The organism is Celerinatantimonas sediminis (assembly GCF_046054195.1).
In the GTDB taxonomy this organism is placed as follows: domain Bacteria; phylum Pseudomonadota; class Gammaproteobacteria; order Enterobacterales; family Celerinatantimonadaceae; genus Celerinatantimonas.
Map to the genome: position 1 here is coordinate 95553 of NZ_JBEQCS010000007.1, position 12753 is coordinate 108305.

Here is a 12753-nt window from a genome sequence, read left to right on the forward strand (position 1 = left end):
TTAATTAAGCGCTTGCGTGTAGATATCACCGTATTGGTAGGCCGCTTTATCCCAGCTGAATTCTCGCTGCATGGCGCGTTTGCGCATCAGAGATATTTGCTCTGGTTCTTCAAGATAAGCCAGTAATGCTCGGCGTAACAGGTTGAGCAATTCACTACTTTCAGGGGGATAGAAAATAAAGCCATCGGCATCATCAGGATTTTGGTCATAATCAACCACCGTATCTTGCAACCCTCCAACACCGCGAACGATAGGAATGGTCCCATAGGCAAGGCTATACATTTGGTTGAGTCCACAAGGCTCAAACAGCGATGGCATTAAGAAAAAATCACTGCCAGCTTCAATCAGATGGGCCAAGGGGTTGGAATAAGTATTAACAAAACGCAGTTTTTCTGGATAGCGCTGTTGCATTTGATCGAGCTGTTGGCTGATTTGGCTATCGCCGGTTCCTACAATCACAATCTGAACGTGGTGGCGTAAAAATTTCTCAAGAGCAGGAAGTAGCAGATAAAACCCTTTTTGTTCAGTGAGTCTACAGACCATGCCAAAGACGGGTTTTTGTGCAACGGGTAACTTGAGTTCATGTTGCAGTGCTTCTTTGCAGCGCCATTTACCGCTTAGGTCATCACCATTGTAATGCTCTGGCAGCATGTTATCAGTGGCTGGGTTCCAATCTCGGTAGTCACAGCCATTTAAGATACCGGATACATCACTGTGGCGCTGCTGAAAAAATTCATGCAGGCCATGCGCGCCTAAACGGGTCATTAATTCGTTGGCGTAATTGGGGCTAACCGCGGTGATTTTATCGCTAAAGCGGATCCCTGCTTTGAGCATATTAAGGCATTGATATCCATCGAGCAGTGTATCAACTAACGGTGCGATAAGATCGCCAAACATGTCAAATTGTCTGCGTTCAAATTGCCCCTGGAAAACGGCGTTATGGATAGTTAGAACGGTTTTGGCTTTGCCTAAAACTGGATGTGTACGGTACTGGGTTTTGACTAGATAAGGAATGAGCGCAGTGTGCCAATCATTACAATGGATGATATCGATGTTCAGGTTCAGCCGCGCAGCCACTTCTAGGGCAGCTAAATTGAAAAAGGCAAAGCGCTCGCCATTATCAGGATAACCATATTCACCTTCACTGTAGGGCTGTGAGCGATCATAGTAATCGTGTTGCTCAATGCAATAGACACAAATGTCGTCAAGCATTAACCGCCATAGCCCCATCTCTTTTTCAAAACCAGCATCAGTTTTGATAGTGATACGATCAACAAATTGTGCTTCTTCGCGATGAGCTATCGTGCGAAAAAAAGGCATGATCAAAGTGACCTGATGGCCTTGTTTGCGAAGAGCAAGAGGCAAATACTTGGCAACATCTGCCAGGCCCCCTGTTTTGATAAAACCTTCAATTTCTGAAGCTACAAACAAGACATTGACTGATTCTGTGGCCACTCATCACTCCTTTTGGTTCATGAGGCTCCTTTGCCTGCCTTGCTGTTTGATAGTAGCAAAAAACAGTGCAAATTGCTGAATTTAGTCATCATACTCGCCCAGGATAGAGGCTGCACTAGATGTGACTATTTAGCTTGTTCACTGAGCATCATGGCATTGATTAACTGTTCTAGCTCTTCTATTTGCTCACACATCTTACGACTGAGCCAGATATAGCCATAAATTGAGAAAATGGCGTTTTGGGGATAGTTCTGCGTGTCTGGCGTATATTGCTCAAGCTGGGTGACTAAATCTTCCAGATCTTGCGTTAAAGAGGGTTGCGTATTGCTAGAGCCATCGAGCAAAAATATCGATAAATTACTGAGTTGCTGCTGGATAATTCGGCGTGTCTGACGCAGTAACTGCGCGTTAATCATCCAGAATCGGCCATCTCGAGAAGCCCAATAGCTTTCAATTAACAGCTCAAACGTACCTATTAGATCCCGGCAAACCGTCTGAGTCCGGTCAAATTGGGCGTGTTTGATATGTGTTTCGCGACTGGCTGCATTGATGAACGCGCGCATTTTAATGACGCGACTAAGCTCTGCTTGTAAGCGATTGGCTAAATGCGGACGTTCCACAAGGTTGATAGAGGTATAGGCACCATAAATCTTCCCCAGCGAATTTAGCGCATCACTCATCTGCATCCGCCAATGAATAAACGCTCGCTGAGGATAAATACTGGTCAACAATAGTGCGATTATCGCGCCAAGAATGACATCCCCTGCTCGCCAGATGGCGGTGGTGAAATCTCCAGGCTCGGCGCTGGCAACAACGGCTAAGGTGATACCAATTAAAATTGCCATATATGGGCGTTTGCCAAGGGCTAAGTAGCCACCAAAAAACATGACTATAGCGCACCAAATCAACATCAATGGCACTGAATAGAGCTCAATATAGAGCGCGACCAATCCTGAACTTGCCCCTATGATTGTGCCTAAAATTCGGTGCAAAGAGCGTTGCTTGACGTTGCCCCAGAATGACATTGGTCCAAGCAATACCACAAGAGTGATGAGTGGCCAACTGCCTTCAGGAATGCCACTTAAGCGAATCGCCACCAGCGTAATAACAAACGCCAAGGCAATACGAACGCCGTGAGCAATTCGATAATGGCGATACAGAATATTTTCGAATTTACCGATTTTGTGACTTAAAGACACTGTGGTACCGTTTCTAAGGTTAGAGTGGGCAAGAAAGCGGCAATTTTAGCGGACAGCGCTATGACATAAAAGAGTTGATAGCACTTTTATTTTATAAAGAAGGTAATTGTTCAGTAAGCGCGATAAAACGCTTACTGAACGAAGGGTCAATATTACTGTTTAGCGCTGCCTTGTTTGGCAACCGCGGCCATTTTTGCTTCCAATTCAGATTGGTCGCCTAAGTAATAATGTTTCAGCGGTTTGAGGTTTTCATCGAATTCATAAACAAGTGGTACCCCGGTTGGGATGTTTAATCCGACGATGTCATCTTCTGAGATATTATCTAAGTATTTAACCAGGGCTCGAATACTATTGCCATGGGCGGCAATCAGCACTTTTTTACCTGCTTTAAGATCGGGGGCAATGACATCTTCCCAGTAAGGTAGAACTCTATCAATGGTGGTTTTTAAGCTTTCAGCTTTAGGCCACTGACTCGGTTCTAAATCTTGATAACGAGGGTCATTACCAGGGTAATAGTCACTATCTTCATCTAGCAGTGGCGGCAAAGTATCAAAGCTACGACGCCAGATGAGGACTTGTTCATCACCATATTTTTTAGCAGTTTCAGCCTTATTTAATCCTTGCAGAGCACCGTAGTGGCGTTCATTCAAACGCCAGCTGCGAACAACTGGGATCCACATTAAATCTAACTCTTCAAGAGCCAGCCAAAGTGTTTTAATGGCTCGTTTTAATCGAGAGGTATAAGCAATATCAAATGTAAATCCTGCATCTTTTAGTAGTTGACCACCCTGTTTGGCTTCTTCAATCCCTTTGGCGGATAGGGGAACATCAGCCCATCCGGTAAAACGGTTTTCTTGATTCCACTGACTTTCGCCATGGCGAATTAACACTAATTTAATAGGGGCCATGATTTCTCCTCATGATTGATTTACGCTAATTATTGACTTCTGCTCCACTTCTTTAATCACAGAATAACGAAAGAACGTTTCCTGTTTGTTATTTTGTTGTTGATTATCTTCGTTGCCTTGAGAGCATCCGTCAAGTGTTGAGCTGTTTTTCGCGATCGTTGATAATAGTCCAACGCCAAGAAAATCATTTGATTGAACTACGAGCCAATAGGGCTGCAGGCTAACCATAAAGCGTTATTGATAATCATCATTGTTTCATTTAGATCAACGCTTGCCATCAGAAAAGTTATTAGGATTGAGAAAAACGATACAAAGGAGGTTCGTTTGTCATTTTACCAGCAATTTATGATGTTAGTTGGGGTGTTTGAACGAGCCGCTTTAATTCTTATGGTATTGTTTTTACTGACTCGGACGAGCCATTTTCAGAGCTTGTTTCGCAAGCAAAATCACCATCCATTTGAATCCGGTGTGATTGCTCTGTTGTTTACCCTCTTTGCCGTGTTTAGTACTTATACCGGGATCCATGTCGATGGCTCGCTGATTAATGTGCGTATTATTGCCATCATGTCGGGTGGCATCTTGTTTGGTCCGGTGGTGGGCATCCCCGCTGGGGTGATTTCTGGGTTGCATCGATATCTCATTGATATCAATGGCCCAACATCATTGCCGTGCTTGATTACCAGCATCTTAGCAGGTCTGTCATCTGCGGTTATTCATATGCGCGTTAAAAAACAGCAGTACTGGATCTGGGGGATCTGTGCCGGGGTTGTTTGTGAATTACTGACAATGACCTTGATTTTGGTTTTTGTTGAGGACCGCCATCAAGGCGTGTTGATTGTCAAAGCCATTGCCATGCCGATGATTATCGGCGAGGTCTCAATTGGATTGATGATTCAACTGGTGCAGAGCCTTGATAATGAGAATGACCGAGTCGCTGCCACTCAAGCCAAATTAGCGCTCGATATTGCCAACAAAACACTTCCCTATTTTCGAGAGAGTAGCCGCGAGTCGATGCGCAAAGTCTGCGCAATTATTCGCAATGATATTGAGGCAGATGCGGTGGCGATTACCGATACCAAAAATGTGATGGCATTTGTCGGTGAATATGAGCATGAATATTGGAAAAATTATCAAGGGATGAGCCGTTATACTCGGGCAGCTTTGGTTAAAGATGAGATATTGATCCATAACGAAGCAGATTTTGACGGTTTTCACTCATTACTTATTATTCCGCTGCACGAGTCTGGCAGCATGACTGGGGCGCTAAAAATCTACTATAAACGGCGCTATAAAATCACCAACGCCTTAAGAGAAATGGCGATTGGTTTATCCCATGTCATCTCAACACAGATGGAAGTGGCTAAGGTTGAGAAACTTAAGCAAGCCGCCACTAAAGCCGAATTTTCGGCGCTGCAAAACAAAATTAACCCTCATTTTCTGTTCAATACGTTAAACGCTATCTCGTCGTTAATTAGAATGCGTCCGGATGAAGCGCGAGAGCTGATTGCCAGACTAGCGGATTTTCTGCGTTATAACCTCACCCATAATGAGGCGCTTATCCCAATTGATGAGGAGCTGGCGCAAGTTCGCGATTATATAGCTATCGAAAAAGCTCGTTATGGCAACAAGCTCAATGTCATCTTTGAGGTTGAGCCGCTGGATATCAAAATCCCGAGTTTGATGATCCAACCGTTAGTTGAAAACGCGATTGGCCACGGTATTCAGCCTAAAAAAGGTCCGGGCGAGGTGGTGATTAAGGTTATCTATAAAGATAATCCTCCACAGGCAGAGATATCGGTGCGAGATAGTGGGGTGGGGATTGACCCGGCACTTATCGAGCAGCTGCATGAGGGAACAATAGGCAGTAAACATATCGGTTTAAGTAACGTGGATCAGCGAGTGCGCATGCTATATGGCGAGCAGCTCAAAGTGAGACGTTTAGAACCTGGAACCGAAGTGAAATTTTCTATTCCGCTGTCGCCTAAGCGCAGCTAACTGATGACAAGAGTAATTATGCGAGCCATCATTGTTGAAGATGAACCCTTAGCGCAACAGGAGTTAGCGTTTTTAATTGAAAAATATAGCCAGATTGAAGTCATTGGATGTTTTGACGATGGCTTAGAGGCGTTTAAATTTTTGCAGTCCAATGAAGTGGACGTTGCGTTTTTAGATATTAATGTGCCATCGATTGATGGCATGTTACTGGCAAAAAATATTCACCAATTTGCTAGACGCCCCCATATCGTGTTCACGACAGCCTATAAAGAGTACGCGGTGGATGCCTTTGAGTTAGAAGCATTTGATTATCTGTTAAAGCCGGTGAGCGAAAAACGCATTAAGGGTGTGTTAAATAAACTCGAACAGGCCGCTGTTGCAGCGCCCGCGACTTTAACTGAGCCTCGTGAAGAAACTCATCAAAGTGTTAATGAAGAGGAAGCACCTTCTACACCAGTTGTGAATTCACCGGTACAAGGAGCGTTAAGTGTTTCAACGGATGAAGGGCGAATCGCCGTCATTAAAATAGCCGATATTTGTTATTTAGAAGCGAGTGAAAAAATTACCTTTGTGATCACTGATAAAGGTCAGTTTCGTCTTAACCAGATGCTCAGTGAGGTTGTGAAGCGATTACCTGAGCAATTTTTTCGTTGTCATCGTTCTTATTGCGTTAACTTAAATCAGATAGCCGAAATTATTCCTGGATTTAACTCGACCTATCAGCTTCGGCTGCGGCACGTTAAAACCACAATCCCGGTGAGCCGTTCGAATCTCAAACAGTTCCGTGAACTGATGCAGATTTGCTAGGTTTTGAGCTTTGAAATACAAGCAATAAAAAAACCGCTGCAAAGGCAGCGGTAAACGAGGCTAAATGTAATTAGTGAGTTTGCTGAGCTAAATTGCCCTGATGTTCAAAGCCTTTACTTTGAACAGCCCCTGGCTGGCGAACGATTAAAGATAAGACCAAAGAGACAGCCAGCAACGCTAAGATAAGATAGAAAGTTGGAATAAACCCGCCTAACAGGCTTGATACCACTGATGCTGCCAGTGAGCCAATCCCAAACCCTAAGTAGATTGCACCATAGTTTTTAGTTAGGTTAGTCATCCCAAAGAAATCGCTGACCAATGATGGGAACACGGTAATCGTGCCACCGAAACTAAAGGCAATGCAGGCGATAGCTAGATAGAAACTCATGCTGCCACTGGTATGGAACAATAAAATTGCAATCCCACACAGACTTAATACCAGTGCGATAGTCACTACCCGAATTCGCGCCATTTTATCGGATAACACCCCTAATACTAACCGACCAAGCAGGTTAGCTAGCGCGATAACTGCTACTGATTGAGTTGCTGTTGCAAGTGATAGGTGAACCAGATTTGTCCCGATATCTTTCGCTACACCGATAACATATAAGCCACTCATGCACACGGTTAAGAAGATTAGCGCTAACATCCAAAATTGTGGGCGAGTGATTGATTCAGCCAGCGTAAATTCTTGTACTTTGACGTTTGATACGGTTGCATCTGATTGATTGCCTGCAACTGGTGCATCTTTCATCATTAAGCCACCGATGAGAATGATAGCCAAACACAGAATGCCCCAAATCTGAAAGGTTTGCGCTAGATGAAAATGATTTAGCAAAAATAAGTTAATGTATTTAAAACCTAAACTGCCAAGACCATAAGCCCCGATAGAAAACGCGCTAATAAGGCCTTTGCGTTCAGGGAACCATTTCACGCAATTTGAAAGTGTCATCAGGTAGCCTGTGCCATCGGCAAAGCCCAAAATGATCCCAGCGAACAGATATAACGACCATAAGTTAGAACTGACAGAGGTGAGCATCAAACCTGCACCCATTAAAATGGCTGCGGCAATCGTTACATTTCGCACACCAAAGCGATCTTGTAATTTACCAGAAATTGATGAAGCCACCGCTAGGGCTAAACTTAGCAAACCAAATGAAAATGCAACTTGATTCACGGGTTCATGAAGTTTGCTGGCCAGACCTGAGTTAAACAGACTCCAAGTATAAACAGAACCTAAAGCAAATTGAGCCATGATTGTGCCAATCAGTGTCATCATTCTGACCCGTTGTTGCTGTTTGCTATGAATCATCACAGCCTCCTTATTAATCGTTATTAACCTTATCTGTGGTTAATAAACCGCATTTTAGAAGGTCAGGCAATAGGTTGAATTAAAGATAAAATGAGCGGTTTTATCCATGGAATGAATGGCATTTATAAAGAATGAATGACCTTTGAAAATCAACTGCAATTGATGCTTAAGTTAATTATTTGAGATAGATCAATTTATTTATTTTGCTGAGAAAATGCGCTACTCGTTGAGGGGAGTAATATTGTGTTGATAATCGAGCAGTTAAACTATCAAGCTAGTTAGTCATCGCCAATCGCGTAGCTATCGAGCTTGTTATAGAGCGTTTTTACACTAATCCCAAGCTGCTCAGCTGCTCTGGTTTTATTATTATCGCAGGCTTTGAGGGTTTCTATAATGAGCGTTTTTTCTGCTTCTTTGATGGATGTCCCAGGACCGATTTGCGTGGGGGACAATTGCGATTGAGGGGCAATCGTTGGCAGTTCATCTGGTGAAATTTGCTTATCGGCTAGAATATGAGCGCGTTCTATGCAGTGTTTTAACTCACGGACATTACCCGGCCAACGGTAGCGCATTAATTGTTGTTCAGCCTCAGGCGTTAGAGTGATGCATGTGCCGGTTTGCTGATTGCGGTAGGCTAAAAAATGCTTGGCAAGCGCCAGAATATCATCGCCCCGTTTATTTAATGCTGGCAATTGAATTGGAAAATGGGCCAATCGAAAATAGAGATCTTCGCGCAGATAATTTTCTTCAATCGCACTTAGCGGATCGCGGTTAGTCGCGGCAACAATACGCACATCGACGGATTGGAGCTTTTCACTGCCTACTTTATGGTATTCCCCTGTTTCTAAGACGCGCAGCAATTTACTTTGTAGCGCCAACGGCATCTCTGTAATTTCGTCTAAAAAGAGAGTGCCGCCTGCACATTGAGCAAATAATCCATCTCGATTAGCTATCGCACCCGTAAAAGCACCTTTTTCGTGACCAAATAGCTCGCTTTCAATTAACTCACTACTAAAAGCGGCGCAATTGACTGCGATAAAAGGGCCATCGGCACGTAAACTTTGTTGGTGGATAGTCTGTGCGGCGAGCTCTTTACCACTACCACTTTCGCCAATTAGCAAAACATTGGAGTCAGTTTGAGCGACTCGGCGAATGAGCCGATAGAGTCTGCGCATGGGGGCACTGGAACCTAATAACAGACCAAATTGATCTAGATTAGAGCTTAATGCTTGCGCTTTGAGCGGGCGGTTTTCAGTGCGATACTCATTGAAAAATTCGCGAAAGACTTCCTGAATATGTTCAAACTCAAGTGGTTGGCGAAAATGATAGGCTACCCCATGGTTCATCATTTTATCGTACCAACGATTGGGGTTCCCATCGCTGATTAAAATCCAATCGGCGCTATTTGACAGCGGATGTTTGATAAAATACTGATAGTCTTGTTGGCCAAACTGGCTGGGCGCAAACACAACCAAGTCAATGTCTTCGCAACTGTTTTGTACATCACGAAGATGAGCGAGGCTAGTGATTGAGAACCCAATCTTTTTTAAAACTGGATGAAGTAACGTATACAGTTGTTCGTTATCGCTAATCCACAGCAGTTTGGCCATATAGCGTCTCCTCATGATAATGAGGAACAATATAACATTGTGTTTTAGGCTTTCCTATCGCAAGAAACCCCTAGGCAACTATATTCAAACGTAAGATAACGAGTAGAGCACTTAATAAAATAAACGGCATTGTTAAAGGGAAAAGGGTTTTTAGAGGTCTTAAAATAAAATTAAACATGGATTCCTTATGGTTTGTTAAACATACGAACTGATTTTGGTGTGCTTGAACACATCCCAGTTCAGTGAATAAACCAGCATGGTTTATTTTTCTGGCCAGTCAGCTAAAAGATGAGTGCTTGTATCACATGTTAATTGCAGTGATGCAAGGTAACTGGCTAATTCTTTTGCAAGCGATTTATTGGCTTGTTTTCGAATCGCCAAACGGAAGTAATCGAGGACGCTTTGCTCACAAAGCAATAATTCAAAAATATCCTGTTTGGTTAACTTTTGCTGCATTTTAACACACTTTTGTTGATAATTCACCTGCAACTGTGTAATGGCGTTTTTCGGCCTCTGCTGGTTGAGGGGCAATGACTGCATTTGAGTTTTCAGTCGAGACATAATTTTATCTCGGCAATTAAACATGTCTCGACTGATTTTTCTCAGTAAATATTGGTCAGTGTTTTGTTGCAGGGTCTGATAAAACTGCGTACCGCTTTGGCAGGCAATCAACAATTCTTGGCTAAGCAAAGCGTCGTTACTGGCCATGATCGTTTCCCATTATCAAAACTATATAAACCCAGATTTAGCGATATTAATCAATTCGTAATTTGTTAATGACTTTCTCTACATGATCATGATGTTGTGCTTTGGACTCGGCCAAATCTTTAGCGGCTAAACTGTCAACGTGACCCGTTAACGTAACAACCCCATGATCGGCAGAAACATGAATATCTGTCGCACTTAAGCTTTTACTTGCGGCTAATTGCGCTTTAATCATGGTCATCGTGGTCAAATCATTCCATTTATTCGCAAATGCTTTGCCCGCGTGGTTGACCTTGTCAGAGATACTGACATCTGATTGCACATCCAACTCATTATCGACAGATTTAACCCCATCGACATTCTTGGCAATTTCACCGGCTAATTCTTTTTCGGCATCAGTTTTTACAGTCCCGGATAGGGTTGCTTTACCTTGTGATACGTCTGTATCAATTTCAAAGCTGTTAAGGGCTCGATTTAATGTGAAAGCCGTTTCTATTTTTCCATCAAGCCAGGCATCGTTGGCTTTCCCCTGCCAAGACTGCGCAAATACGCCCGGAGCGGCTAAAACTGTGGTTAATGCCACAACAGAGGCTGCTTTGGTTAGTTTCATAGTTGCTCCTCAATAAGTTGTTATTTCAATAGCAAGGGAGTGATATGACGCCCTAACTGGATGAGTGTCGTTGAAATCGTTGTTTTAGTTCTCGATGAACTCGCCACAAAAGCGCCACATAGTGCTGCACTAAGCAGCACCTGTGGTGTGCCAGCTTTGTTTTTTAAAGTGCAAATACACTGGCGCTGAGCTTGATTTCTTTTTTCTGTTAACTCGATAAGTTTGCGTTGCTGCGCATCAAGTCTGTGACGCATCTTTTTATCCCCGCTCATTGTCTGCCTCCTGCTGGCGCATCGGATGGTTAAACAGAGCTTGTGCTGAGCGCTCTAGCGTGATGCGCGCAAGGTAACCTCTTGCTAATCGCCATAGCGCAAAAGCGAGTATAAGATGGCAGAGCGCTGCAATAGCCAGCATCCATGCCAATGATATCCCTAATAGATATCCTAAGCTGATAACGCAGGCCAGTAGCAACCCCCAGCCACTGATCAATAACAGTGCTGCTATGAGAGATAAAATGAGAACTTTAATTATGCAGCTAAAGGCATATTGGCTCTCAAGTTCAGCAAGCTTTAACCAGTTTTCAAACCACTGTTGATAAATATTAATAAGGTTTGAAAAAGGTGTTTGCTCCTGCTCGGTTGTCTGCGCTATCTCACTCATCATTTTGTCCATCGTTGGTATTAATGACGACGCAATAGGGCGGTAACAACAGCGCCAGCGGCAAATGCTAGACCTAAGCTTTTGACCGGATGATTTTTGGTATAATCACAAGCTGCTTTGGTTGAGCGTTTGGATACATCAGATGCTTTAGTGCTGAGTTTATCTGCTTGTTCTCGCATCTGCCGGGCAATCTCAGCAAGTTTTTCTTCACTAGAACCACTGACCTTGGAAGCTTTGTCAATGGCGTCATGAGCGCTTTGAGCGGCTTTATCAACACCTTGATGCATTTTATTGCTGTTTGTGTTTGTTTCATCTGCCATAACTGTTCTCCTATGGTTTGTGTTTGTATTGTTTATTAATCACAAACCATGCCAAAAAGTTAACTTATTGAATTAATTAAATTTATTGTATTTTTTGAATTTTATGCAGATTTTAAGGTCTGTAAAATGCACACGATTATGTAATTTTTACAGGCTTCTTAATTACTAAAAAAGCCGATACGAAGATCGGCTTATCATGAAATGGGGTGGATTAACTGGTTTGGTTAGATAATTAAAAACAACACACCAATAATCGCCAGAGGAACTGCCCAAAATTCAAATTTTATGAAAAATAAAGAGTGAGAGTTTCGAAGAATAACTCGTTGACCTGTTTTTTCATCTAAGAGTTCACGTCCTTGTCCACCATTAAGTTTGCGCCCGACGAACCAGACGGCAATGGCGCTTAATATTACGGCGACAGCACTATAATAGTGTGAGTAAGCCGCAAATCCACTGTGAAATAGCGAATCTCCAAGCAGAATAACTGCCATGTAAATTGCCAGGGTGATTAATACAACTAAGATTCCCCAACCACGCCAAATGATCATCCTTTTTCTCCTTTATAATACATCTACTTTGATACTCATCTATTGCAAGCGGGCTAATATAATAAATTTATTAACAGTTGTCAGGGTTTTTTAATAATATTGTAGTAAATAGCATTTTGCCTTGTTGTTTAATATAACTTATTGTTTTTTTGATATTTTATTTTAAGTTTTCTGGGTGAACTTCATTTTTGGAGCACAGATACGATATAACGTACTGGTAATGCGTGATTTTTTACTAAAAGTAGAATGAATATTAGATTTGAATAAAAATGATTAAAAAATCGATGTTGGCTATTTATATTTTTAAATAAGCCCGATTTATTGATTCGCCAATATTTATCTTAAACCTCTCAGAAGCGATAGATTTTTGTCACTTAAGCTAAGCAATGATGATTAATACAAAGATCAAATAGTGATGAGTATTCACGGCTGTTAGAAAAAATTAGGTGATGGGCATTAGATGTAGCATCTTGCTCGAAACATCTGAAGTCGCTTATTTGTATGGCGCTGTATTTCATACAACACTTGTATTTACCGATGTGCTTTATGCAGTTAAGGCGTTTAAACCAAATGAGTCAGTTCATATCCAAAGCACGACATAAGCGTAAGAAAAACTGGGAATTT

At 42.5% G+C, this 12753-nt stretch carries 13 protein-coding genes; 2 read left to right on the forward strand and 11 right to left on the reverse strand.

Features of this window, described 5'->3' with window-relative positions; genetic code table 11:
• The 3 genes from glgA to gpmA all read right to left on the reverse strand — a co-directional run bounded on the left by glgA (position 1) and on the right by gpmA (position 3562).
• Entirely contained in the window at positions 1–1455 is a 1455-nt protein-coding gene (glgA, locus tag ABTQ23_RS10180) for a glycogen synthase GlgA (RefSeq protein WP_408615608.1), read from the reverse strand.
• A 125-nt stretch (positions 1456–1580) separates the two neighbouring features.
• Positions 1581–2654, reverse strand: coding sequence for an FUSC family protein (locus ABTQ23_RS10185; RefSeq protein ID WP_408615609.1), 1074 nt, complete (start codon positions 2652–2654; stop codon positions 1581–1583).
• A 152-nt stretch (positions 2655–2806) separates the two neighbouring features.
• Complete coding sequence (gene gpmA, locus ABTQ23_RS10190; protein WP_408615610.1) at positions 2807–3562, reverse strand: 2,3-diphosphoglycerate-dependent phosphoglycerate mutase; 756 nt, start codon at positions 3560–3562, stop codon at positions 2807–2809.
• Between the two features lie 345 nt (positions 3563–3907).
• On the opposite strand from gpmA, the gene ABTQ23_RS10195 reads away from it, so the two are divergent.
• Positions 3908–5557, forward strand: coding sequence for a LytS/YhcK type 5TM receptor domain-containing protein (locus tag ABTQ23_RS10195; RefSeq protein ID WP_408615703.1), 1650 nt, complete (start codon positions 3908–3910; stop codon positions 5555–5557).
• Between the two features lie 15 nt (positions 5558–5572).
• Positions 5573–6364, forward strand: coding sequence for a LytR/AlgR family response regulator transcription factor (locus ABTQ23_RS10200; protein WP_408615704.1), 792 nt, complete (start codon positions 5573–5575; stop codon positions 6362–6364).
• Between the two features lie 70 nt (positions 6365–6434).
• On the opposite strand, the gene ABTQ23_RS10205 is transcribed toward ABTQ23_RS10200, so the two are convergent.
• The 8 genes from ABTQ23_RS10205 to ABTQ23_RS10240 all read right to left on the reverse strand — a co-directional run bounded on the left by ABTQ23_RS10205 (position 6435) and on the right by ABTQ23_RS10240 (position 12129).
• Complete coding sequence (locus tag ABTQ23_RS10205; protein WP_408615611.1) at positions 6435–7676, reverse strand: L-lactate MFS transporter; 1242 nt, start codon at positions 7674–7676, stop codon at positions 6435–6437.
• A 278-nt stretch (positions 7677–7954) separates the two neighbouring features.
• Positions 7955–9286 carry a sigma-54 interaction domain-containing protein gene (locus ABTQ23_RS10210; RefSeq protein WP_408615612.1) on the reverse strand — a complete coding sequence of 444 codons (1332 nt, stop codon included), beginning with the start codon at positions 9284–9286 and terminating at the stop codon, positions 7955–7957.
• 261 nt (positions 9287–9547) lie between these two features.
• Positions 9548–9994: a hypothetical protein gene (locus ABTQ23_RS10215; RefSeq protein WP_408615613.1), complete on the reverse strand. Its 447-nt coding sequence runs from the start codon at positions 9992–9994 to the stop codon at positions 9548–9550.
• A 46-nt stretch (positions 9995–10040) separates the two neighbouring features.
• Positions 10041–10601 carry a BON domain-containing protein gene (locus ABTQ23_RS10220; protein WP_408615614.1) on the reverse strand — a complete coding sequence of 187 codons (561 nt, stop codon included), beginning with the start codon at positions 10599–10601 and terminating at the stop codon, positions 10041–10043.
• A gap of 20 nt (positions 10602–10621) precedes the next feature.
• Entirely contained in the window at positions 10622–10873 is a 252-nt protein-coding gene (locus tag ABTQ23_RS10225; protein WP_408615615.1) for a hypothetical protein, read from the reverse strand.
• Positions 10860–11264 (reverse strand): hypothetical protein, encoded by a 405-nt coding sequence (locus tag ABTQ23_RS10230; protein WP_408615616.1) that lies wholly within the window; start codon positions 11262–11264, stop codon positions 10860–10862. The genes ABTQ23_RS10225 and ABTQ23_RS10230 overlap by 14 nt, the downstream gene beginning before the upstream one ends.
• A 17-nt stretch (positions 11265–11281) precedes the next feature.
• Entirely contained in the window at positions 11282–11581 is a 300-nt protein-coding gene (locus tag ABTQ23_RS10235) for a hypothetical protein (protein WP_408615617.1), read from the reverse strand.
• 224 nt (positions 11582–11805) lie between these two features.
• Positions 11806–12129 (reverse strand): hypothetical protein, encoded by a 324-nt coding sequence (locus ABTQ23_RS10240; RefSeq protein ID WP_408615618.1) that lies wholly within the window; start codon positions 12127–12129, stop codon positions 11806–11808.
• Between the last annotated feature and the right edge of the window lie 624 nt (positions 12130–12753).

Bases quoted from the DNA above. Each gene is read 5' to 3' on its own strand.
- ABTQ23_RS10210 (WP_408615612.1), bottom strand. From the start codon at position 9,286: ATGGCCAAACTGCTGTGGATTAGCGATAACGAACAACTGTATACGTTA.
- ABTQ23_RS10215 (WP_408615613.1), bottom strand. From the start codon at position 9,994: ATGGCCAGTAACGACGCTTTGCTTAGCCAAGAATTGTTGATTGCCTGC.
- ABTQ23_RS10205 (WP_408615611.1), bottom strand. From the start codon at position 7,676: ATGATTCATAGCAAACAGCAACAACGGGTCAGAATGATGACACTGATT.
- ABTQ23_RS10225 (WP_408615615.1), bottom strand. From the start codon at position 10,873: ATGAGCGGGGATAAAAAGATGCGTCACAGACTTGATGCGCAGCAACGC.
- ABTQ23_RS10220 (WP_408615614.1), bottom strand. From the start codon at position 10,601: ATGAAACTAACCAAAGCAGCCTCTGTTGTGGCATTAACCACAGTTTTA.
- ABTQ23_RS10230 (WP_408615616.1), bottom strand. From the start codon at position 11,264: ATGATGAGTGAGATAGCGCAGACAACCGAGCAGGAGCAAACACCTTTT.
- ABTQ23_RS10235 (WP_408615617.1), bottom strand. From the start codon at position 11,581: ATGGCAGATGAAACAAACACAAACAGCAATAAAATGCATCAAGGTGTT.
- gpmA (WP_408615610.1), bottom strand. From the start codon at position 3,562: ATGGCCCCTATTAAATTAGTGTTAATTCGCCATGGCGAAAGTCAGTGG.
- ABTQ23_RS10240 (WP_408615618.1), bottom strand. From the start codon at position 12,129: ATGATCATTTGGCGTGGTTGGGGAATCTTAGTTGTATTAATCACCCTG.
- ABTQ23_RS10195 (WP_408615703.1), top strand. From the start codon at position 3,908: ATGATGTTAGTTGGGGTGTTTGAACGAGCCGCTTTAATTCTTATGGTA.